At 45.0% G+C, this 21,477-nt stretch carries 14 protein-coding genes; 6 read left to right on the forward strand and 8 right to left on the reverse strand.

Features of this window, described 5'->3' with window-relative positions:
• Positions 1-125 precede the first annotated feature (125 nt).
• The 4 genes from QUA99_RS00775 to QUA99_RS00790 all read right to left on the reverse strand — a co-directional run bounded on the left by QUA99_RS00775 (position 126) and on the right by QUA99_RS00790 (position 5,227).
• A complete protein-coding gene (locus tag QUA99_RS00775; protein ID WP_333234516.1) occupies positions 126-1,367 on the reverse strand; it encodes an ABC transporter substrate-binding protein in 1,242 nt (413 codons plus the stop codon).
• A 398-nt stretch (positions 1,368-1,765) separates the two neighbouring features.
• Positions 1,766-3,709: an efflux RND transporter periplasmic adaptor subunit gene (locus tag QUA99_RS00780; protein WP_333234537.1), complete on the reverse strand. Its 1,944-nt coding sequence runs from the start codon at positions 3,707-3,709 to the stop codon at positions 1,766-1,768.
• Between the two features lie 202 nt (positions 3,710-3,911).
• A complete protein-coding gene (locus QUA99_RS00785) occupies positions 3,912-4,109 on the reverse strand; it encodes a hypothetical protein (protein WP_333234517.1) in 198 nt (65 codons plus the stop codon).
• Between the two features lie 398 nt (positions 4,110-4,507).
• The gene (locus tag QUA99_RS00790; RefSeq protein ID WP_333234518.1) at positions 4,508-5,227 is read right to left on the reverse strand and encodes a DUF305 domain-containing protein; all 720 of its coding nucleotides are present in this window, start codon (positions 5,225-5,227) and stop codon (positions 4,508-4,510) included.
• A 319-nt stretch (positions 5,228-5,546) separates the two neighbouring features.
• Between QUA99_RS00790 and QUA99_RS00795 the strand changes: the two genes are divergently transcribed.
• The 4 genes from QUA99_RS00795 (at position 5,547) to gloA (ending at position 9,272) form a co-directional block, all read left to right on the forward strand.
• Positions 5,547-5,747, forward strand: a complete 201-nt coding sequence (locus QUA99_RS00795) for a heavy-metal-associated domain-containing protein (protein ID WP_333234519.1) — start codon at positions 5,547-5,549, stop codon at positions 5,745-5,747.
• Positions 5,748-5,945: 198 nt separating this feature from the next.
• Positions 5,946-8,201 (forward strand): heavy metal translocating P-type ATPase, encoded by a 2,256-nt coding sequence (locus QUA99_RS00800; RefSeq protein ID WP_333234520.1) that lies wholly within the window; start codon positions 5,946-5,948, stop codon positions 8,199-8,201.
• Between the two features lie 19 nt (positions 8,202-8,220).
• Positions 8,221-8,733, forward strand: coding sequence for a cupredoxin domain-containing protein (locus tag QUA99_RS00805; RefSeq protein ID WP_333234521.1), 513 nt, complete (start codon positions 8,221-8,223; stop codon positions 8,731-8,733).
• Positions 8,734-8,843: 110 nt separating this feature from the next.
• Complete coding sequence (gene gloA, locus QUA99_RS00810; RefSeq protein ID WP_333234522.1) at positions 8,844-9,272, forward strand: lactoylglutathione lyase; 429 nt, start codon at positions 8,844-8,846, stop codon at positions 9,270-9,272.
• Positions 9,273-9,386: 114 nt separating this feature from the next.
• On the opposite strand, the gene QUA99_RS00815 is transcribed toward gloA, so the two are convergent.
• The 3 genes from QUA99_RS00815 to QUA99_RS00825 all read right to left on the reverse strand — a co-directional run bounded on the left by QUA99_RS00815 (position 9,387) and on the right by QUA99_RS00825 (position 13,825).
• On the reverse strand, positions 9,387-11,159 hold the full coding sequence (locus QUA99_RS00815; protein ID WP_333234523.1) for a hypothetical protein: 1,773 nt from the start codon (positions 11,157-11,159) through the stop codon (positions 9,387-9,389).
• 279 nt (positions 11,160-11,438) lie between these two features.
• Positions 11,439-12,404 (reverse strand): DUF459 domain-containing protein, encoded by a 966-nt coding sequence (locus QUA99_RS00820; protein ID WP_333234524.1) that lies wholly within the window; start codon positions 12,402-12,404, stop codon positions 11,439-11,441.
• A 5-nt stretch (positions 12,405-12,409) separates the two neighbouring features.
• The gene (locus tag QUA99_RS00825; RefSeq protein ID WP_333234525.1) at positions 12,410-13,825 is read right to left on the reverse strand and encodes an MBOAT family O-acyltransferase; all 1,416 of its coding nucleotides are present in this window, start codon (positions 13,823-13,825) and stop codon (positions 12,410-12,412) included.
• A 275-nt stretch (positions 13,826-14,100) separates the two neighbouring features.
• Between QUA99_RS00825 and QUA99_RS00830 the strand changes: the two genes are divergently transcribed.
• Positions 14,101-17,052: an AAA family ATPase gene (locus tag QUA99_RS00830; RefSeq protein ID WP_333234526.1), complete on the forward strand. Its 2,952-nt coding sequence runs from the start codon at positions 14,101-14,103 to the stop codon at positions 17,050-17,052.
• A 202-nt stretch (positions 17,053-17,254) separates the two neighbouring features.
• On the opposite strand, the gene QUA99_RS00835 is transcribed toward QUA99_RS00830, so the two are convergent.
• Positions 17,255-17,485: a photosystem II protein, Psb35-related gene (locus QUA99_RS00835; protein ID WP_333234527.1), complete on the reverse strand. Its 231-nt coding sequence runs from the start codon at positions 17,483-17,485 to the stop codon at positions 17,255-17,257.
• Positions 17,486-18,074: 589 nt separating this feature from the next.
• Here QUA99_RS00835 and treS point away from each other — a divergent pair.
• Positions 18,075-21,443 (forward strand): maltose alpha-D-glucosyltransferase, encoded by a 3,369-nt coding sequence (gene treS, locus QUA99_RS00840; RefSeq protein WP_333234528.1) that lies wholly within the window; start codon positions 18,075-18,077, stop codon positions 21,441-21,443.
• Positions 21,444-21,477 lie beyond the last annotated feature (34 nt).

Consider the following 21,477-nt stretch of genomic DNA (forward strand, 5'->3'; position numbering starts at 1 on the left):
GTGTTAAATAGCCATTCTATTTAGCTTGACACCCAAAAATGAAATTAGGATGAAATCTTTTAACTTTCAACCCGAATTCATAAGTCATCTCAAATCTCAAATCATATAATATGCACTCTTTTGACTTACTTCAAAAAGATGAACTTGCCATTATTTCCATCTACATCCATCTTGATTTGAGCAATGTAAAACTGGCTCTGTACAACTTCACCTTCAGGGGTAAAGGCAATTTCACCGAGAGGAGTATTGTACTTGCCAGCTAGGATTTGCTGATTCAGCTTTGTGCGTAACTCTGACAATGACAACGCGCTGAGTTTGGTTTTACTATCCAAAGCTTTCAAGGCTTCCACGAATACTTGTACGGCAGTGAAGGCTTGAGCAGTAAACTGCGGTGGTTCCTTCTTGTTTTGCTTTACATAAGCATTGCGGAAGGCAGCATTGATTTCGCCGGGGGCTTCGGGACTATAGGCTTGAGCAATGATAATACCATCGCAGAGTGCTTGACACACCGAGAAGATATTAGACGTGTTCAAACCATTGCCGCCAACGATCGTACCTTGATAACCCAGTTCCCGCAGTTGCCGGATCGAGTTACCTCCATCGGCTGCCAATCCTGAAATAACAACTAAGTCGGGTTGGAGAGCGAGTGCATTACCAATTTGAGCTTGGAAGTCCGTGTCAGTAGTTTGGAACTTTTGGACGGTGACGATATCCAGCCCTTGGTTTTTAATCGCTTGCTGGAAAATTTCTGTCTCCGATGTCGTGAAAGCGTCATTTTGAGCATAAAAGACAGCGACTTTTTTAATCTTAGGATTAAGCTTAAGCGCTGCCTTTACTGCATTGGGAGCTACAAGCGAAATAGGTGCAGAGACACGCGCAATATACTCACCAATCTCAGGAATCCCTTTGGCAGTATTCGATGCGCCAATGACTGGCACTTTTGCTCGTTCTGCGATTGGATTGGCACTAAATGCCTGCTGAGAAGACGATGGCCCAACAATGCCAACCACTCGATCTTGATTAATTAGAGTTTGGAAGGCGTTGATGGCTCCTGCTTCATCTCCTCCAGTGTCTTGAAACACCATTTTAATAGGAGTACCATTAACACCTCCCCTGTCGTTGAAATATTTCTCAGCAATTTTGGCACCACCCACTGATTCCTGAGCTAAAAGAGCATAGTTGCTGGTTTGCGAGAATGCTGCTCCAATTGGAAGGGCAGTGGCCCAATTGGGTGTAGCTGCTGCTGGTGTATTGCTCGGAGTATTAGTGGTGGTGGTGGTAGGTTGATTGGTTTGACTGCAAGCAACAACCAGTACAAAAGTGATGAACGAGGTGAGAATTTGAGTAAAGATACTTTTCTTAAACATCTTAGGACTTCCGCAGTGAGTATGTGCAACTACAATAGTCCTGAACATTTAGTTAGGTAATTGGTAATTGGTAATTCTATCTTACTCCGAACTTTCGCCAACTGGGATAAGGCGAAACTAGCCAGCGGCGGTTAATTACCCATCTAAGAATAGTGCTGAACATTTAATAATTTGGGAATTGGGAATTGGGAATTGGGAATTGGGCATTGATAAAAACAACTATCCCTGTATCCGTGACTTCCGTGTCGTGCTGTTACTTCAAACTCTTGACCGAAAGCATCCAGGATACAAGCCCCCGGATTCATCCGTCCAGAAATAAAAAACGTGTATCCGAGAAACTTGCCCCCCGAATTTATCCGTGGGGTCAATGCTTCAATCTAAAATCTCAAATCTCAAATCTAAAATCGATTGACTTCTGCCTCTTGAGTTTTAAGGTGATGGTTGTCATTGTGTAACAGCAGTTCATTGTCCAACGCCGATGCAGAGGCGGAAAAACCATTATTTGCAGCATTGTTTCCAGAATCCGCTGCTATTGCTGGCAATTTGCGCCGATTTCCCCACAACACGCCGGCTGTGAAAGTCAGCGATGCGATCGCAACTCCTCCCCCTATTCCCGCCCACCATAAAAACACGGGTAAATTATTAAAATTAACCTCTGTTACCTGTGGAGTTGCGTCTTTCTTTGCCTCGTCTTTTGAGGGCTTGCTGTCGCCCCGTAAAGATTGTGCGTAAAGTTGAGGTGCTCGCTGCGTTACTATCAAATCTCCCTCGAATAAACCCCTCTTCACTTCAACTAAATCTCCGGCAGTTTGACCGAGTTCAATTTCAACCGCTTGATAAGCATTGCCATTTTGGACGTAAACGGTTTTTTTCCCGCTAACATCCACTACCGCCGCATTCGGAATTGCTAAAATATTTGTGGCAGTTTTGTCGGTTAAAATCTCCAATTCCGCAAACAGTCCGGGCTTTAATTCGCCGTTAATATTATCTAGTTCTGCTTTCACCGGCACAACCCGCGTTTCTCCTGACACGGATGACCCAATTAAGGCGATTTTTCCCTTGAAAGTGCGATCGGGTAAATTAGCGACTTTTACCCTGACTTCCTGACCCTGTTTAACTTGATTCAGGTCTTTTTCGTAAATATTGGCTGTGGCAAAAACGCGGCTGTCATTTAAGAGACTCATCAACGGTTTTTCAGCGTTTACTGACTCGCCTGGGGTGATTTCGCGATCGGCTACCGTCCCCGAAATCGGAGCAACTACGGTAACAAGTCCTCGATCGTTGGCGACAGTTCCTAATTGTTGGAGCCGCGCTTGATAGGCTGCGTCAGCCAAGCGAATGCGCGATTGAGCGACTTCGACTGCAGTTTTGCCGCGTTTGACTTGGTTCTCGGCTTCTAGGACTTCCCGGCGGCTCTGAGCTCTGGTAAGTTGAGCTTTTGCTTCTGCTACTCTGCCTTGAGATTCCCGCAATTCGCGCATAGGGAGGTCTACTTCGGCTTGTTTAATTTCGGTTTGGGCTTTGATAACTTCTGGACGGCTTTTTGCCTTAGCAACAGCGGCTTTTGCTTCGGCGAAGTGGGCTTGCGATTCCAGCATTGTGCGCCGCGCGATCGCCCCTGATGCCGCTAATTCTCGATCGCGATCGAACTGTTCTTTAGCAATAGTTAATTCTGTTTCTGCCCGCGCTATTTCGGCTTGCGCTATTTCAACTTGACGCTGATAGTTTTCTTTAGCGGCTTGCACCACGGAACGATTATTTACTAATTCTTGTTCTCGCTGGTACTGCTTAGTTACTGCTGTCAATTGGGTTTGGGCTTGGGCGATTTCTGCTGCGGATATTTGAAGTTGGCGATCGTAATTTTCTCGTGCTAGTTTGAGATCGCCTTCCGCTTGCTGCAAATCTGCCTCAGCTTCGGCACGTTTTGAGAGAGATTCAACCCGCAACTGTCCTAATTCTGAACTCGATAAAACCGCAATTGGTTGACCTTTTGATACTTTGTCCCCAGGCTTAACCAGCAACTCTACTACTTTCCCAGCAACAGGAGCCGTAACTTCTACTTTTTCGTTGGGTAAAGTTTCAATTTGTCCTGTGGTTTTAATGCCGATATCTAGTCGCTGGGGCGCAGCAGGGGAGACTTTAATTCCTAATCGTTTTGCTGTTTCGGCATCCACAGAAATAGCAGCAGGAGTTTGAGTTGTTTCGCCGCTTTGGTGAAATTCATTTCCGTGGCCAGCGTGGGCAAAAACAGCGGCAGGAGAACTTAGCAAAATTATGCTGAACAAACTTCCCGAAAAGCTGCTAATAATTGCCGGAGATTGAGCATATTTGTGGAATATCATCGTTGGCATTGTCCTTGAAATCAGGTTGAGTGCCACAGGTTTAGCAGTTGGTATTTTGCCAAGGTAAGTAAGTGATACCCATTAAGTAAAGTTACTTATTAGCATTTTCCAAGAAGCGACCGCTAAGCAATGACCGAGAGCTAGAAATGCTCTACTCAACCTAGTATTTCACGGTCAAATGAAATTAGGATGAAATTTCGCATCAGCAGCCCAGATGCCCACCAGCTTCTAAAATACGAAGATAAGTTTCGCCTAATGACAAGCGATTGTGCTGTAGATTTTTTTCAGGTTTTTTTATCTCTGCTCGCGCTTCAATTTCGTTTGTTAATGCGCTCACTAGCTCCTCTACGGCTGCATTTGATTTATAAGTTGTGTTTAATTCCAAGCTGTTCAAGATCATAAAGTACCCCGTCTATCTATATAGCTTTTTGCTGACTTATCTACTACTTTAGAGGTAGGAATGTTCAATAGTCTACAGTATTTTTACGTAACTTTTTACTACTTTAGACGTAGAGCCGCTCAATAGTCTACAGTATTTTTACGTAACCTTCTACTACTTTAGACGTAGAGCCGCTCAATAGTCTACATTTAGGTAATCTAAGGAAACTGAGGTGGAGTCAGACAAATGCTGACAGCCACAGTCGAGCTAAATTACTGTTTGTACCAAAGTTGTCGCCACTTTTTCATGTCTTCAATTTCTGGCTTTTGTAAAGCAAGTATTTCCTGAACATTTGACCTAACGTGATTCATGTCACTCATGTTGTGGATTTGTATCAGGTTTTGTTGAGGTGAGCTAAATTACTGTTTGTACCAAGCTTGCCGCCACTGTTTCATTTGCTCAATTTCTTGCTTTTGCGAAGTCAGAATTTCTTGAGCTAATTTCTTCATTTCCGGGCGTTTTGACTTCTTCAAAGCATCTTCAGCCATCACCAAAGCTCCCTCGTGGTGGGGAATCATCGCATTGATAAACCGCAAATCAAACTGATCGTCAGCAGCCCCTAAATCCATACTCATCATCATGCTTTGCATTTGTTCGGGAGTCATTGCCATCATGTGACCCATTTGAGCGTGATAAGCCATTGGCGTACTGCTGGCTTTGGGATACCAAGTTTTTCGCCACTCTTTCATTTGATTGATTTCGCGGTTTTGAGCAGCAATAATGTTATTTGCTAGTTTTTTCATTTCCGGACGTTTGGATTTATTGAGTACCTCTTTAGCCATGTTTACAGCACCTTGATGGTGTACTGTCATGCCATCAATAAATCGCAAATCGTAGTCGGCATCAGCCGGGCCTAAATCCATTGACATATTGTGATTCATGCCATGATTCATGCCACCCATGCCGCCGCCTTGTGCCATGTCTTGCTTGTTGCTTGCTTCGGTTGCAGCCGTAACATTTGGGGCTTGAGTTTCGCTGGAAGGGGCTTTTGAACAAGCTGCAAGCACTCCGCTGGTTAAAGCGGCTGCGGCGGTCAATATCAGGGCTGCAAAGCCTGTTTTTAATGAAATTGGTTTCATCGATTTTATATCCTTAAAACTGCCATTTATCTTCAGCTTTCCACATATAAATGAAATTAGGATGAAATTTTTGTCTCGGAATTGTAAAGAATTATTGCTGTGCTGTCGATCGAACTCAAATTTAAAATTTACAGGACTGACAACCGAATTATCTAGGGTGCACAGTGCGCGCCTTACCCCTATGGGTAGCGTGTCAAACCACTTTTTTCAGAATTTCTGATTTATTTCGCAATTCCCCTTGACTCTCCAGTGAACTGGAGACTTTACAATGGAGTTAATTCATTTATTGAGCAGAGTAGTTTCTGCTGAGGTTCAAACTATGACTTTACAGCTAAAAGTTCCTAAGATGGCTTGTTCTGCTTGTGCGAATACAATAACAAAAGCAGTCCAAGCCATTGACTCAGCCGCTGGTGTTGAGGCGGATCTCAAGACAAAATTGGTTGCGATTCAAACCGCTAAGTCGGAAAGTGAAGTTAGGAAAGCGATCGCATCTGCTGGCTATCCAGCAAGTCAATTTTAGATTTTAGATTTTAGATTTTAGATTTACTTGCAGCTTTGAATCTGGGAGATTTAACAAGAGTCTAAAATTTTTGATTCTCCACGACAGGAGTACGTCGCACGTTAATTGATTCCACGGATAAATCCGGGGGCTTGTACCATCAATAAATTATTGGTCATTTGAAGATAGAAGGTAACTTTATAACTTAGGAGGGCATCTATGGACAATCTCACACTTAAATTGCGGGGCATGAGTTGTGCTTCTTGTGCTGCCTCTATCGAACAAGCAATTGAATCTGTTCCCGGCGTAATTGAGTGTCACGTCAATTTTGGGATGGAACAAGCAACCATCCAATACGACTCCAAGCAAACAAACTTAGAAACAATTCAATCGGCTGTTGATGCTGCGGGATACCAAGCTTTGCCACTTCCAGAAATGGCTGCCACAAAGGATGATTCCGAACAAGCCGATCGCAAATCGGAATCTCAAACCTTGCAGCGGAAACTCTGGACAGCAGGCATCATCAGCATCCTGCTAGTTGTGGGCGCTATTCCAGCGATGACCGGCTTGCACCTGCCATTTATTCCCGCATGGCTGCACAATTATTGGCTGCAATTAGTCCTGACATCCCCCGTACAATTTTGGTGCGGGAAATCGTTTTATGTGGGAGCTTGGAAATCCCTAAAACGGCGGGTGGCGACAATGGATACTCTGATTGCCTTGGGTACAAGTGCTGCTTACTTTTATTCTGTATTTGTGACATTTTTCCCAGGTTTATTCACAGCCCAAGGTTTAAATTCTGGCGTTTACTACGAAGTTGCAGCCAGCGTTATCGCCTTAATTTTGTTGGGGAAAACCCTAGAAAATCGGGCGAAGGGAGAGACTTCCGAAGCCATTCGCAAACTCATGGGTTTGCAAGCAAAAACTGCTCGGATAATTCGCAACGGGGAAGAGTTGGAAGTGCCGATCGCCCAAGTGGAAATTGGCGATGTCGTGCAGGTGCGGCCGGGAGAGCAAATCCCCGTAGATGGAGAGGTAATTGAAGGCTATTCCACAGTAGACGAAGCAATGGTTACGGGAGAAAGTTTGCCTGTCAAAAAGCAGCTTGGCGACGAAGTTATCGGAGCCACAATCAACAAAACTGGCAGCTTCAAGTTTCGGGCAACAAGAGTTGGCAAAGATACATTTTTAGCTCAAATTGTCAAGATGGTGCAGGACGCACAGGGTTCAAAAGCACCGATTCAAAAGTTAGCAGACCAAGTGACTGGTTGGTTTGTTCCTGTAGTAATTTCCGTCGCTTTAGCTACTTTTATTATCTGGTTTAACGCGACGGGAAACTTCACTCTAGCCACAGTGACAATGGTGGAAGTCCTGATTATTGCCTGTCCCTGCGCTTTGGGTTTAGCTACTCCGACTGCTGTAATGGTTGGCACGGGTAAAGGTGCAGAAAATGGGATTTTAATTAAAGGAGCAGAAAGTTTAGAATTGGCTCATAAAATCCAAATTATCGTGTTAGATAAAACTGGCACTCTCACAGAAGGCAAGCCGACTGTAATTGATTTTGTGACAATAAAAGGAACGGCGAACAGCAATGAGTTAAAGTTGCTGCAATTGGCGGCGTCTGTAGAGCGAAATTCGGAGCATCCTTTGGGCGAAGCTGTTGTTAGGTACGCTCAATCTCAAGAGGTGAATTTGACAGATGTTAAGGATTTTGAGGCGATCGCCGGGAGTGGTGTTCGCGGGGTTGTAGGCGGAAAGTCGATCGCCCTGGGAACGCTGAGGTGGATGCAGGAACTAGGCTGCGATACTGAATATCTGGAACTGCGCGGGAGAGCTTTGGAAGCTGCGAGCAAAACGGTTGTTTGGATGGCTGTAGAGGGCAAAATAGAGGCAATTCTGGGGATTGCGGATGCTCTCAAACCATCGTCCGCGCAGGCCGTGAAAGCGCTTCAAAAACTCGGTTTGGAGGTGGCGATGCTGACGGGGGACAACCGCGCGACTGCGGAGTCGATCGCCCGATCCGTGGGCATTACTCGCGTTTTTGCCGAAGTTAGACCCGACCAAAAAGCAGCTCAAATCCAAGCCCTGCAACGGGGAGGAAAAATTGTCGCGATGGTGGGAGACGGAATTAACGATGCACCGGCTTTGGCCTTAGCAGACGTGGGAATTGCGATCGGCACCGGCACAGATGTGGCGATCGCCGCCAGCGACATTACCTTAATTTCTGGAGATTTGCAAGGCATAGTTACAGCAATTAAACTTTCCCGCGCCACCATGCGGAACATCCGCGAAAATCTGTTTTTTGCGTTTATTTACAACATCGCTGGAATACCGATCGCGGCGGGCATTTTGTACCCGATTTTCGGCTGGCTGCTCAATCCAATTATCGCCGGTGCAGCAATGGCTTTCAGTTCAGTATCTGTAGTTACTAATGCTTTGCGATTGCGGAATTTTAAACCAAAATCTATTGCCTAAATTTGGAGGAATTAGAAAAATGTTACAGCCCAGTCAAATTTGGGGAAGTCTCGCGAGTTTGGGACTTGTGATGGGAATTGTATCGGGAGTTCAAGCTTCAGAAATGTCCGTCCAGCATTCTAATTCAACGACTCAATTCCGCAGCATTGAACAGCCACTAGGTTTAAAAGTTGGCGTCACAATAGGTGGTTTGACATTAATTGGTTTGGAATTGTGGTGGTTTTTGTTCAGTAAATCTCAAGGGCAGCAAGCTGAATATATTCAGGGGATACAAGAGTTGACTATTACTGTAGACGGGGGTTATGAGCCTGCCACTGTAGTTGTAAAAGTAGGTCAATTAGTCAGGCTCAATTTCTTGAGACGCGACCCCAACAGTTGTCTTGAAAAAGTGTTGTTACCAGATTTTAATATTGTGCGAGAATTACCTCTAAATCAGGTAACGGCTGTTGAATTCACCCCTGATAAACCTGGACGATACCTATTTACTTGCGGCATGAATATGTTTAGGGGTGTGGTGGAAGTACAAAGCTAAATCAAATAGACAGTTGTCAACCTGCGGCAACTGCGACGGTTGAGGCGCCAGTTTTTTTAGCAAGAAATCGCTAAAATAGATGAAAGCTTAAAGAATTTGGAGTGAGCTAAATGCAACTACTACACACGATGCTCCGAGTCGGCAACCTGGAAGAATCCCTCAAATTTTACACTGAGGTTCTGGGCATGAAATTGCTGCGGCAAAAGGACTATCCAGATGGTAAATTTACTCTGGCTTTTGTGGGCTACGGCGATGAATCCGACACTACAGTTTTGGAATTAACATACAACTGGGGCGTCACAGAGTATAATTTAGGGGATGCTTACGGTCATATTGCGATCGGCGTTGACGACATTTACGGTACTTGCGAAGAAATTAAAGCTCGCGGTGGTAAAGTTATTCGGGAACCCGGCCCGATGAAGCACGGTTCAACTGTCATCGCTTTTGTGCAAGACCCAGATGGATATAAAGTTGAATTAATTCAACTGCAAAATCAAGGTAGCAACACCCAGAAAGTAGCAGCAACAACCGCATCCTAACTTTCTTAAGAGGGGGAAGGGGAAGGAAAAACTATCTTCCCTCTTCCGTTTTCCTTTTGACAACAGTCAACTGTCAAAAGTCAACTGTCAACAGTCAACAGTCAACTGAAACTTTTAATGCGATCGCACCGACGGTACAAACTGCTGCAAGTAACTCTTTTGCCACAAAATAGAAAAACTGTTGCCTATTTGACTTAAACTATCAAATTTAGGGATTAATTTAGCTTCTCGGCGCTTGTCTAAGGCAGCTAGCGCCGAAAAGAAGACAGCTAATAATGACAAAAATACCACCATCACAATAAAGAAAATAGTCCAATAAACTACAAATTCGCTTTTGTAGTTGACGGTGAATATCGAGTTAATCACTGAATCCGATAAATACAAGAGCAGCCCTACTGAAAACCACACCCCGAACAATACCCACGTCCACTTAAACATATCTGTTGCAGTCTTGTTATTTTTAGACACAGAAAGTTCTAAATCTCTAATTAGACTGTTAATTTTTGATGTGACTTCATACAAAGTATATTGCAAAGACTCTCTGATATAATTTAGCTCGTTGTCGAGGTTTATGCACTGCTCGGAGGTGCTTTTGTCAAAACTGAGATTTTGGAGTTTCTTGCGGTACACAGACAGTTTATGGCCTAGGGTGTAATCCCATTTTTGCAGCCGCTCTATAGTCAAATACAAAAGTTCCCTATTAGCATCTAACAAGCTCTGGCAATCTACGATCGACTTAACTAACTTGCTGAGATTGTTGATCTGGTCGTCTACAGTATTTTGGTATTCCCTCTGTTTAGCTGACAAGAAACTTGCCATCTCGACATCCCCATCGCCGCACAGCGACAAAGCCTCACTATACACCTTGTCAATTTCCATTTTATCTAGATACAGTGACGCTTTGCACTCCTCTATTTCGGGAATAGTCAGACATTCTAAGGGCTGATGTTTTACATTAAATTTATATACGAGCGCTGTCAGAATCTGCGCCGATTTCCGGTCAAGCTTGTCTTTGTAAGGTTCTAAAATAATTGCAGCTAGATTTTTGACTCTCGCTTCCGGGTGGTGCAGGAACTCAAAAATTTTGGCAAGTATTTTGGAGAATTCCAAGTCATTAAAATTATTTTCCGCAACTTCCAAAAAGTTTGTTACCGCTGCATCCTTTTTGGCATTCAATTTGTACGGGCCCGCAAGTGCGATCGCAGCAAATACTCTCTCGATCCAAAACAGATATTCCTCGCAATCCATTGGCAGGCCCGGCAGCAGCCAGCTAGGGCCGTACACCCAAAAATCGAGACAATTCTCATATTCCTTGCTGCTGTCATTTCTACTGTCGCCCAAAGCAAATTTGTTGATTCCTAACAGTTTAATTTGCTCTTCTACAACCAGCCGCTCAATTTCCCCTGCATTGATTGTGACATTGACAGCACCTTCTTTTCCTTGTCGTTGTCCAGCTTCATCCAACCAAATTGACTTAATAGTAACAGCCGCAGACCACCGGATTAAAGGAGTCGATCCCCCTACCGCTTCCTGTTCTAACGCCGCCAGCAGATTTTTGCTAAAATCACTTGCTCTAGCCGCTCTCTCACTTGATATCAGCTCATCTCGCACCTTCCCCAATGCCTGAATCCCCAAAGCGCGAAACAGCAAATTCGGATGCGGTTTTCTGACGGATTCGGGTATATTTTCTCTGAATATTCCGCTTTTCGGTACGCCCACAACTTCAGCAAAAGGCTCGCTACCGCACTGTTGCAGGGTTTTTTCAACTATGTTTATTCTTTGCCAGGGTTGAGTATATTTAGTGAGAATGAAGATTAGCGCTGTGCCGCTGCACCCGATTGACTCAGGGATGCTAGTGCGATCGACTTTCCACAGATTGCTCGTCATAATTTGTCGCCATGACAATTGTTAGATATTGACGCCGTTATTTTATGCTTTATTCAACTTTACATCTACTACTGGTTTTTGTCAATATTCTTCCCGGAAGCATAGGGAGCTAGAAACGCGGTTTCACAAGTAAATTTCTCCTGACTAAATCCCAGATTTTTCCTCTCAACCTGGTTTAGCAAAGCAAATGTGCATCCCCAACTAAATCTAATATTATTTTGCAATAATCGGTCAAATGTCAAAATTTTAGGTATGGTCACGCAACCCAACCTACTACAGTCATTTCTTTGTCGGAGCTTTTAATATTTTGTCCGTCACCATTTCGTCAACGATTAAGTCGCTGATAATTTGAGCTCCGTGGGAGGTAAAGTGCAACCCGTCATTATTTTTTACATAGCCTCGCTTACCCGATTTATTAGCAACTACTGGAACAAATTTCCCGCCTTTTGCAAAAGTCTCCCAAGTCGAAATAAATTCAATTTTTGCTGAAGATTTGCTGGAATTTTTATAAATATTGTTCATGACGGGAAAAGCTTTGATATAAAAATTTTTCTTAGGTATAGATTGACCGATCCAATACACTTTTCTTACGGATGACGAATCCAGTAAATTTGCATATTTTTCAACTCTTTCTTGATAAGCTTTTTGCCATTCTTGGGTCATAAAAACCCGAGCTTTTCCTTGAGAATCAATGATATTTTGAGGGTCGTTTGCTCCGAACAAAACTATCACTACATCGGGCTGATAATTATTAAGAACTTGGCGAGTTCTGGCATACCAGTCATAATAATCTATCCGATTTAATCCGGTCGATACCTTGTAGTCAATTTTTGTATCGGAGATATTGTATTTTTTCTTAAGAGTGTACTGGAGTTGAATTCCTAAGTCGAACATTACGGAATCTCCTATAAATAAAAATCTGCGATAAGGTCTGGTCAGCTTGGGTTTAGCTGGAGTGGGTTTTTTAGCAGGTTTTGGGGGCGCAATTGCCGCTTTTGTTTCGGTTTTGACAGGAGGAAGTTCTGATTTTTTGGGGAGGCTATCGAAGTTAATCTCTTTAATTTTGCTCCAAAAATCTTGTTCTGATTTTCGGAAACCGTCTATTTCAATCTGGCGCGCGGCTTGTTTAATTTCGGGACTGGCGAAAGGAGTTGAAGCAAAGCTTTTCAGAAATAATGATAAGTTTGAAAATATTAAAGTGAGAATTACAGAAGTAACAATCAGCAAAATTTCCCGGTCTTTCATATTTCTTAGAAATTAAAGTAAATAAAAGGCGGAACGGTACTAGGCCCCAACATCAAGATAGTATACACGAGCAGCGAAACTAAGACAACCCGAAAGAAAATGTTTTTTAATGACAATACGGTTTGCAATAGTTTCGCGATGCGATCGCCCCAGAAGTTGATCGCGCCGATGACTGCAATTACTAAATACAATTGCCAAAAGTTAAATTGAAAAGTTGCGACGGCAGGATGGACAATTCCTTCCAAAAAACTCACCGCAGTTTCCCAGTTGGGAGTTCCGAAAAATACCCAGCTACAAGTAACAAAACTAAATGTTAACAACCAACTGCAAAATTTAGCAAATCTGGGAAAGGCATAGTCTAATTTAAAGTGAATAGCTTGGGGGATATCTTTACATAAATGGTTGACAATTAATCCTAAACCGTGAATTGCTCCCCAGAAAATAAAGTTTAAACCTGCGCCGTGCCAAAATCCACCGATCGCCATTGTCATCAGTAAATTTACGTACTTCCTCAACTTGCCGTATTTGTTGCCACCTAACGGAAAATAAACGTAATCCCTCAGCCACTCCGAAAGGCTGATGTGCCACCTTTTCCAAAATTCTTGCAAGCTGAGCGATCGGTATGGCATATTAAAGTTGGCAATGGGTTTGAAACCCAGCAAACAGGAGATGCCGTTGGCTAAATCCGAGTAGCCGCTGAAATCTACGTAAATTAAACAGGAATAGGAAATTGCCGCGAGGATTAAATCGATGCTGCTGTACTGCTGGGGGACTTTGAATGGCAATTCAGTAAAGTTAAACAAAAAACTCGATAAAGTATATTTTTTGAAGAGTCCAGACAGAATCAAAACTATAACTTCTTCGATTTGATAGTCGTACTTTTCCGGGGAATTTAGCTGCGAGTAAAATTCGCGAGCTCGCGAGATTGGCCCGGAGGCAATTTGCGGAAAGTAGGTAATGTAGGCGGCATAGTCTACAAATTTCGGACAGGGGATTTTTTGCTGGTAGCAGTCGATTAAATGAGAAATCGTTCTAAAAGTGTAGAACGACACGCCGACGGGGGCGATTATTTGCACAACTTGAAAGCTGGCTGGAATTTGTAGCTGGTTAAGTACCTCAAATAAAGAAGTGACAAAGAAGTTGCAATATTTAAAGATGCCGAGATAGGCAATGTTGACAATTAGGCCGGAGATGAAAGCAAGTTTTTTATATTTACCGTTGCCGAGAACCCGGAGAATGATATAATTGCAGACAGTACATAAAACGAGGAGCAAGAGAAAGTCGAAACTCCAAAAGGAATAAAATAATAAACTGGCAACTAACAAGACAATTTTATACAACTCGACTTGGGGTTTCACAGAGACGATCGCGCTAAAAATAATTAGGAAAAATACTAAAAATTGGTAAGTGGGAAATAGCATAAATCTCAGCCGATTAAAAATCTTGTTTCTGGCAATATTTTTATAAGTACCGTCAGCCAACCTACCCCGAAGGGTATCGCCAGAGTCGGTCTGAACGCACCAAAATTCGGGGTGGATTGCGGAGTGTAAGCTTTTGCAAGAGGTCAATTAGGTCACAAGTTCCGCCTTAGTTAACCGCACTCATAAATTCATAATCCTGTTTAAAGATTATGATGGTTGTGAGACGATGTATTAACGGATAACAACAGGAATCCCCTTGATTGCGAGGAACCAACGTGCAGCCAACAGACCCTAGCAAATTTACAGATCAAGCCTGGGAAGCGATTGTCAAATCCCAGGATGTAGCCCGCCGCTTTGCCAATCAGCAGCTAGAGGTTGAACATTTAGCCATCGCCCTTCTCGAACAGCAAGGTCAGGTCAACAGCATTCTCAGCAAAGCTGGAGTCGATGCCGCCCGCTTTGCCCAGCAGTTAGATGCTTTTGCCAAACGACAGCCCAGAGTTGCCAACGCTGACCAACTATACCTCGGCCGCGGCTTAGAAGTGATGTTAGATGTTGCCGAGGCCACCAGGGCGACTTGGCAAGATAATTTTATCGCCGTTGAACATTTATTAATTGGCTTAGTAGAAGACGAACGAGTCGGCCGCAGGTTGCTGACAAAAGGCGATGGGCCGCCGGGCCGCCCCGGTTACGATCGCAAACCCCCAGCCGGTACACTCGATCGACCAAAACTAGAAGAAGCAATCAAATTAGTCCGCGCCACTGCTAAAACCCAAGAAAAAAATTCCGAAACGGGGAAAGGCAGCCGCAGCAGCGCTAAAGCCCAAGATCAAGATGGCGAAGCTAACTCCGACGCCCTCAGCAAGTACGGCCGAGATTTGACAGAAGCCGCCAAAGCCGGCAAACTCGACCCAGTAATCGGCCGCGACGAGGAAATCCGCCGCGTGGTGCAAGTTCTTTCCCGCCGCCAAAAAAACAATCCAGTGTTAATTGGCGATCCCGGAGTCGGAAAAACTGCGATCGCCGAAGGTTTAGCGCAGCGAATTGTCAACGGCGACGTACCCGAATCTTTGAAAAATCGCCAGCTATTTAGCCTCGACATGGGCAGTTTAATTGCTGGGGCAAAATTCCGGGGCGAATTTGAAGAACGATTGCGATCTGTCCTGCGGGAAGTCATCGATTCCGACGGGCAAATTGTCCTATTTATTGACGAATTGCACACCGTTGTCGGGACTGGCGGCGGTGGCAGTTCCGGTTCGGGAATGGATGCGGGAAACTTGTTAAAACCGATGTTAGCCAGAGGCGAATTGCGCTGCATCGGCGCTACAACTCTCGACGAATTCCGCAAGAATATTGAAAAAGATCCTGCACTGGAACGCCGCTTTCAACAAGTATTTGTCGGCGAACCCAGCGTTGAAGATACTGTTTCGATTTTGCGCGGTTTGAAAGACCGTTACGAACGCCACCACGGGGTAAAAATTACTGATTCGGCCCTGGTAGCTGCTGCAACTTTGTCTTTCCGCTATATTTCCGATCGCTTTTTGCCGGACAAGGCGATCGACCTGGTAGATGAAGCGGCCGCCCACTTGAAAATGGAGATTACCTCTAAACCTGTGGAATTGGAAGGAATCGACCGCCGGCTGATGCAGTTGGAAATGGAAAAATTGTCGATCGAAGGGGAAGGAAAAGGTGCTCTAGCCCCTGGGCTCGGCTTCCGCGTCGAACGCATCACATCGGAGATTGACATCTTAAAAGTCAAGCAGGAAAAATTGTCCTCTCAGTGGTTGGGCGAAAAGCAGTTGTTGGATGCAATCAATAAATTGAAAGCAGAAGAAGACCAATTGCGAGTCCAAATTGAACAGGCAGAAAGGGCTTACGATTTGAATAAAGCCGCACAGTTAAAGTACGGCAAGTTGGAAACTGCGGTGCGCGATCGCGAAGCGAAAGAAGCGGAACTTTTGAAACAGCAAGCTCAAGGTTCTTCCCTGCTGCGCGAAAAAGTTACTGAGGGCGATATTGCGGAAATTGTCGCCAAATGGACGGGCATTCCGGTGAACCGGTTGTTAGAATCCGAACGCCAAAAATTGCTGCAATTGGAAAAACACTTGCACCAAAAAGTCATCGGTCAAGAGGAAGCTGTAACAGCCGTGGCAGCGGCAATTCGGCGCGCTAGGGCGGGGATGAAAGACCCCGGAAGGCCGATCGGCTCTTTCTTGTTTATGGGCCCGACAGGCGTCGGCAAAACTGAGTTAGCGAGGGCGTTGGCGGAGTTTTTGTTTGACAGCGATGATGCGATCGTCCGCATCGATATGTCGGAATACATGGAAAAGCACAGCGTTTCCCGGTTGGTAGGAGCTCCCCCCGGATATGTCGGTTACGATGAAGGGGGACAACTTTCCGAAGCAGTGCGGAGACATCCTTATTCGGTAGTGCTATTTGACGAAGTGGAAAAAGCGCACCCGGACGTATTTAACATTTTGCTGCAAGTGTTGGATGACGGCAGAATTACCGATTCTCAAGGTCGAGTGGTTGACTTTAGAAATACCGTAATTGTGATGACTAGCAATATCGGCAGCGACCACATTTTAGACGTGTTTACTAAGAAGGAAAAAACCGTCAAAAAACCTGCTAGCCGGAAGCAGGAAATGAAAGATTTGTCAAGTCAAAAGACAGATTATAAAGTGGCGGCAGACGGTACTGTCGAGGTGTCGGCCGAGCGAGTTGATGTTGATACTGTAACTAAGAGTGAAAACAAGACTGAAAATAAGAGTGAAAATGAAAATTTATTGACTCAAGACCGGGAGACAGATCAAGAGTACGAACAGATGTTAAAACGGGTGATGACAGCGCTGCGATCGCACTTCCGGCCTGAATTTCTCAATCGGGTGGACGAGACAATTTTGTTCCACACTTTGAGCAAGGTCGAACTGCGGCAAATAGTCAGTATCCAAGTGAAGCGGATCGAGCGTTTGTTGGCAGAGCAAAAAATTACTTTGGAACTGTCGGATGCGGCGAAAAACCATATCACAGATGTCGGTTACGACCCGGTTTACGGCGCTCGTCCCTTGAAACGCGCCATCCAGCGGGAGCTGGAAAACCCGCTGGCCAACAAGATTCTGGAAAATGCGTTTGTGGAGGGTGATACAATTGCGATCGACTGCGAAAATAACACTTTGCAATTTCGCAAAAAAGATTCTCGCCCAGCGCTAGTCGGTAATAGTTTGTAGTTGCGTTAGGAACAGGCAAGATGCCTGTTCCACAAACCATCAATTCTCTTGTGGAACAGGCATCCTGCCTGTGATTGAAAATTAGCAACAGGCAAGATGCCTGTTCCACAAATAATAAGTCTTCTTGTGGAACAGGCATCCTGCCTGTGATTGAAAATTAGCAACAGGCAAGATGCCTGTTATTGAAAATGGTGACTTGATATCAAGAATTCGAGATGGTGCGGCTGCCGTAAGCATCCAGGCTGTAGGCGGGAACGCGAACGCTGTAATCCATCTCTGTTGCTGTGATTGCTACAGCCAATTTTTCAAAAGATTCATCGTTCCAATTCCGCTCGTGGATGGGCTTTGACTGTTCGCCCAGAAAATATGCTTGAGTGCCAATTAATGCTGCTGCGACCCAACCGACGATTAAAAGAGCGATTACAATAGCCATATTTGCTTTTTCCTTAACTTTTGTTGCTTTATGTAAACTAATGTAACGAAAATTTGTAATAAACGTCAAGGTACTGTAATGTCGTGGCAACCGTCCGGCAGGTAGTAAATACCGCACCTAATCCTGAGTCTGTAGGGTGCGCTTAGTGTCAACAAGGGCTCGATCCCCCCTAGCCCCCCTTAATAAGGGGGGGACAAGAGTGTTCTCAAAGTCCCTCTTATCAAGGGGGATTTAGGGGGATCTAGACTGGGCTATCAGCGAGAGATACAGAGGGGTTTCAGGCTTAAGTTGACACGCCTTGGTAGGGTGTGTACCGCGCATCGGTCTTTCGGGTGTGCACTGCGCATATGTATCGGAATTGTGAACTGTATCCGAAATAGCAAAACAGATTGTTGAGATTTTATAGTTAAGAACTTATAAGTTTTGCATTAATAAATTACGATTAAAACTCTGCCGCTGGCATGAGGAATAGCGGCCAAATTATAAGTTATGATTTATCAGTTTGGATGGGAACTAACAAATCCCAATTACCAAATTTTAAGTACAAATTACCAATTACCAATCATCGCTACAAATCATGCCAAACTCAATGTTAAATGACGACCCGTTGTGGTTCAAAGACGCGATTATTTACGAAGTGCCAGTTCGGGCTTTTGCCGACAGCAATGCAGACGGTATCGGCGACTTTAGAGGACTGACAGAAAAACTGGATTACCTGCAAAACTTGGGAGTAACAGCAATTTGGGTACTGCCATTTTTTCCCTCGCCGCTCCGAGACGACGGCTACGATACATCTCACTATACCACCGTCAACCCGATTTACGGCACATTAGAGGATTTTAAAGAGCTTTTAGAAGCAGCGCACCAGCGGGGAATTCGAGTCATTATTGAGTTAATTGTCAACCACACTTCCGACCAGCACGCTTGGTTTCAGCGATCGCGCCGCGCCCCGAAAGGCAGTAACGAAAGAGACTTTTACGTGTGGAGCGACACCCCGGAAAAATATCAAGATGCTCGGATTATTTTCCAAGATTTTGAGACCTCTAATTGGGCGTGGGATTCTGTAGCAAAAGCTTATTACTGGCACCGTTTTTATTCCCACCAACCAGATTTGAATTACGACAATCCGGCCGTCCGCCAAGCCATCTTAGATGTGGTAGATTTCTGGTTGGCACTGGGAGTAGACGGACTGCGGATGGATGCGGTGCCTTACCTGTACGAACGCGAAGGTACTAACTGCGAAAACCTGCCAGAAACTCACCAATTCCTGAAGCAATTGCGGCAGCACGTAGATGAGAAATTTCCGAACCGGATGCTGCTTGCTGAGGCGAATCAATGGCCGGAGGATGCGGTTGAATATTACGCTGCTGGGGATGAATGTCACATGAACTTTCATTTTCCGCTGATGCCGCGTTTATTTATGGCTTTGCACATGGAAGATAGCTTCCCAATTAGCGACATTCTCCAGCAAACTCCGCAGATTCCCAATAACTGTCAGTGGGCATTATTTTTGCGGAATCACGATGAATTGACGCTGGAAATGGTGAGTGATGAAGACCGAGATTATATGTATCGGGTTTACGCTCAAGATACTCAGGCGAGAATTAATTTGGGCATCCGCCGCCGCTTGGCTCCTTTGATGGGAAATAACCGCCGCCGCATTGAGTTGATGAATGCTTTGCTGCTGTCTCTGCCGGGTACGCCGGTGCTTTACTACGGCGATGAAATTGGCATGGGAGACAATATCTATTTGGGCGATCGGAACGGGGTGAGAACTCCGATGCAGTGGAGCGGCGATCGCAATGCCGGTTTCAGCCGCGCTAACCCGCAGCGGCTGTACGCACCGCCCATTGTTGACCCTGAATATCACTACGAATCTGTTAACGTGGAGGCGCAGCGGGCTAATCCGAGTTCTCTTTGGTGGTGGATGAAACGCCTAATTGCAATTAGGCAGCGCTTCCAGGCATTCGGCCGCGGAACTTGCGAGTTTCTGTACCCGGAAAATCGCAAAGTTTTAGCTTTTGTGCGCACTTATCAAGACGAACACATCCTCGTAGTGGCTAATTTGTCGCGCTTCGTTCAGACCGCAGAATTAGACCTTTCGCCCTTTAAAGGTGCTGTTCCAGTGGAGATTTTCGGCCGCACTGAGTTTCCGGCGGTGGGCGAGTTGCCTTACTTTTTGAGCTTGAGTCCTCACACGTTTTACTGGTTTACTCTGACTGTTAAACAAGAAGATTTTTCGTTGCACAGTTATCACACAGACTTGCCGAGTTTGGCGGTCATCGGCAATTGGAAAACCGCTTTTGCTACAAGTCAGTTAAGCGATATGCTGCTCTCTATTTTGCCGAATTACTTGCGATCCAGTCGCTGGTTTATCGGTACAGACAGGACTACTCAATCATTAGAAATAAGTGAAGTTGTGCCTGTTGAAATTAAAGATAGTGCGGGGGAGCAATCTACAGTTTACATTCTGTTTTTGCAGTTAAATTATACTGAAGGTATGCCGGAAACTTACGTTTTGCCTTTAGGTTGGGAAGAGATGAAAGGCGATGCGGACGATCGGGCGATCGCGCGCCTGCACTTCCCAGAAACCAACGAAGTCGGGGTACTATTTGATGCTGCGGGCGACAAAGGTTTCCTGAGCGCGTTGCTGGGGGCGATCGCCAGTTCTCGCAGTTACAAAGGTACAGCAGGTCAACTGGTAGGAATTGCCGACAGTCCATTCAGCTCAGAACAAGATTTATCCCACCTCGAACCTCACCTGTTCAAAAAAGAACAAAGCAATACATCAGCAGGTTACGGCGACCGCTTCGTCCTGAAAATATTGCGAAAAGTCGAGGAAGGCATCAACCCCGAATTAGAAATCGGACGCTTTTTAACAGAACGCAACTCGATTCAACACTACGCTCCAATTGCCGGAGCATTGGAATATCACACCCAAGGAAAACAAGTCGTTACAGTCGGAATATTACAAAAATTAATCCCCGACAGCATAGACGCTTGGTCTTATACATTAGACACACTGCGCGACTATTTCGAGCAAGTAATGACAGTAGAAGCAAAGCATTCCGGCGATAATTTATCAACTTCCCCCGCAAATTATTTACCGAGCACTTTGACTGCACAAATGCAGCGGCCGTCCAACTCGCTAGTAGCCGATTTATCCCTAGAAATTCCCGCCTTAGCTCGGGAACTCATCGGCTCTTACTTAGCGTCAGCAGAACTTTTAGGTCAGCGGACAGCCGAACTTCACCTCGCTTTAGCTTCTGACATAGAAAACCCCGCTTTTGCCCCAGAAAACTTCACATCATTTTACCAGCGTTCGATCTATCAACAGATGAGAAATCTAGCAGGAAGGACTTTGCTGCTACTAAAAAAACGGCTGTCCCACCTGCCACCTGCCACCCAAAAATTGGCACAAACTCTGCTCAACCGCGAAGACTTGCTGATGGAACGTTTCAAGTCTATTTTGAACTTGAGAATCACGGCTGATAGAATTCGCTGTCACGGAGATTTTCATTTCGGGCAAGTTCTTTATACAGGTAAAGACTTCGTAATTATTGATTTCGGAGGAGAACGGAATCGACCCTTAAGCGAGCGGCGGATGAAAAGGTCGCCCCTGCGAGATGTTGCGGGAATGCTGCAATCTTTTAATTACGCTGTTACTTTGGCACTCCGCAATGAAGTAGAAAGCGGCATGATTCGCCCTGAAAATCTCCCGGAGATGCAGCAGTGGGCGAACGTTTGGCATCGCTGGGTTAGCCTGACTTTTGTCAAGAGTTATTTGGCGACAGCAGCCGATGCAAATTTCTTGCCAAAATCTATCCCGGAACTGCAAGTTTTGCTCGATGCTTACATCTTAGAAAAAGGGGTTGCCGAACTGGTATACGAACTCAATTACCGCTTGGATGGGGTAGAAATTCCCCTTCAGCGGATTCTACAGTTGTTGCCCCGTTGAGTAAATACAGCGTATTCCAGGTTTGTGAAGTGTA

Origin of the sequence: Microcoleus sp. F10-B2 (assembly GCF_036704965.1) — a bacterium.
Taxonomy (GTDB): Bacteria; Cyanobacteriota; Cyanobacteriia; order Cyanobacteriales; family Microcoleaceae; genus Microcoleus.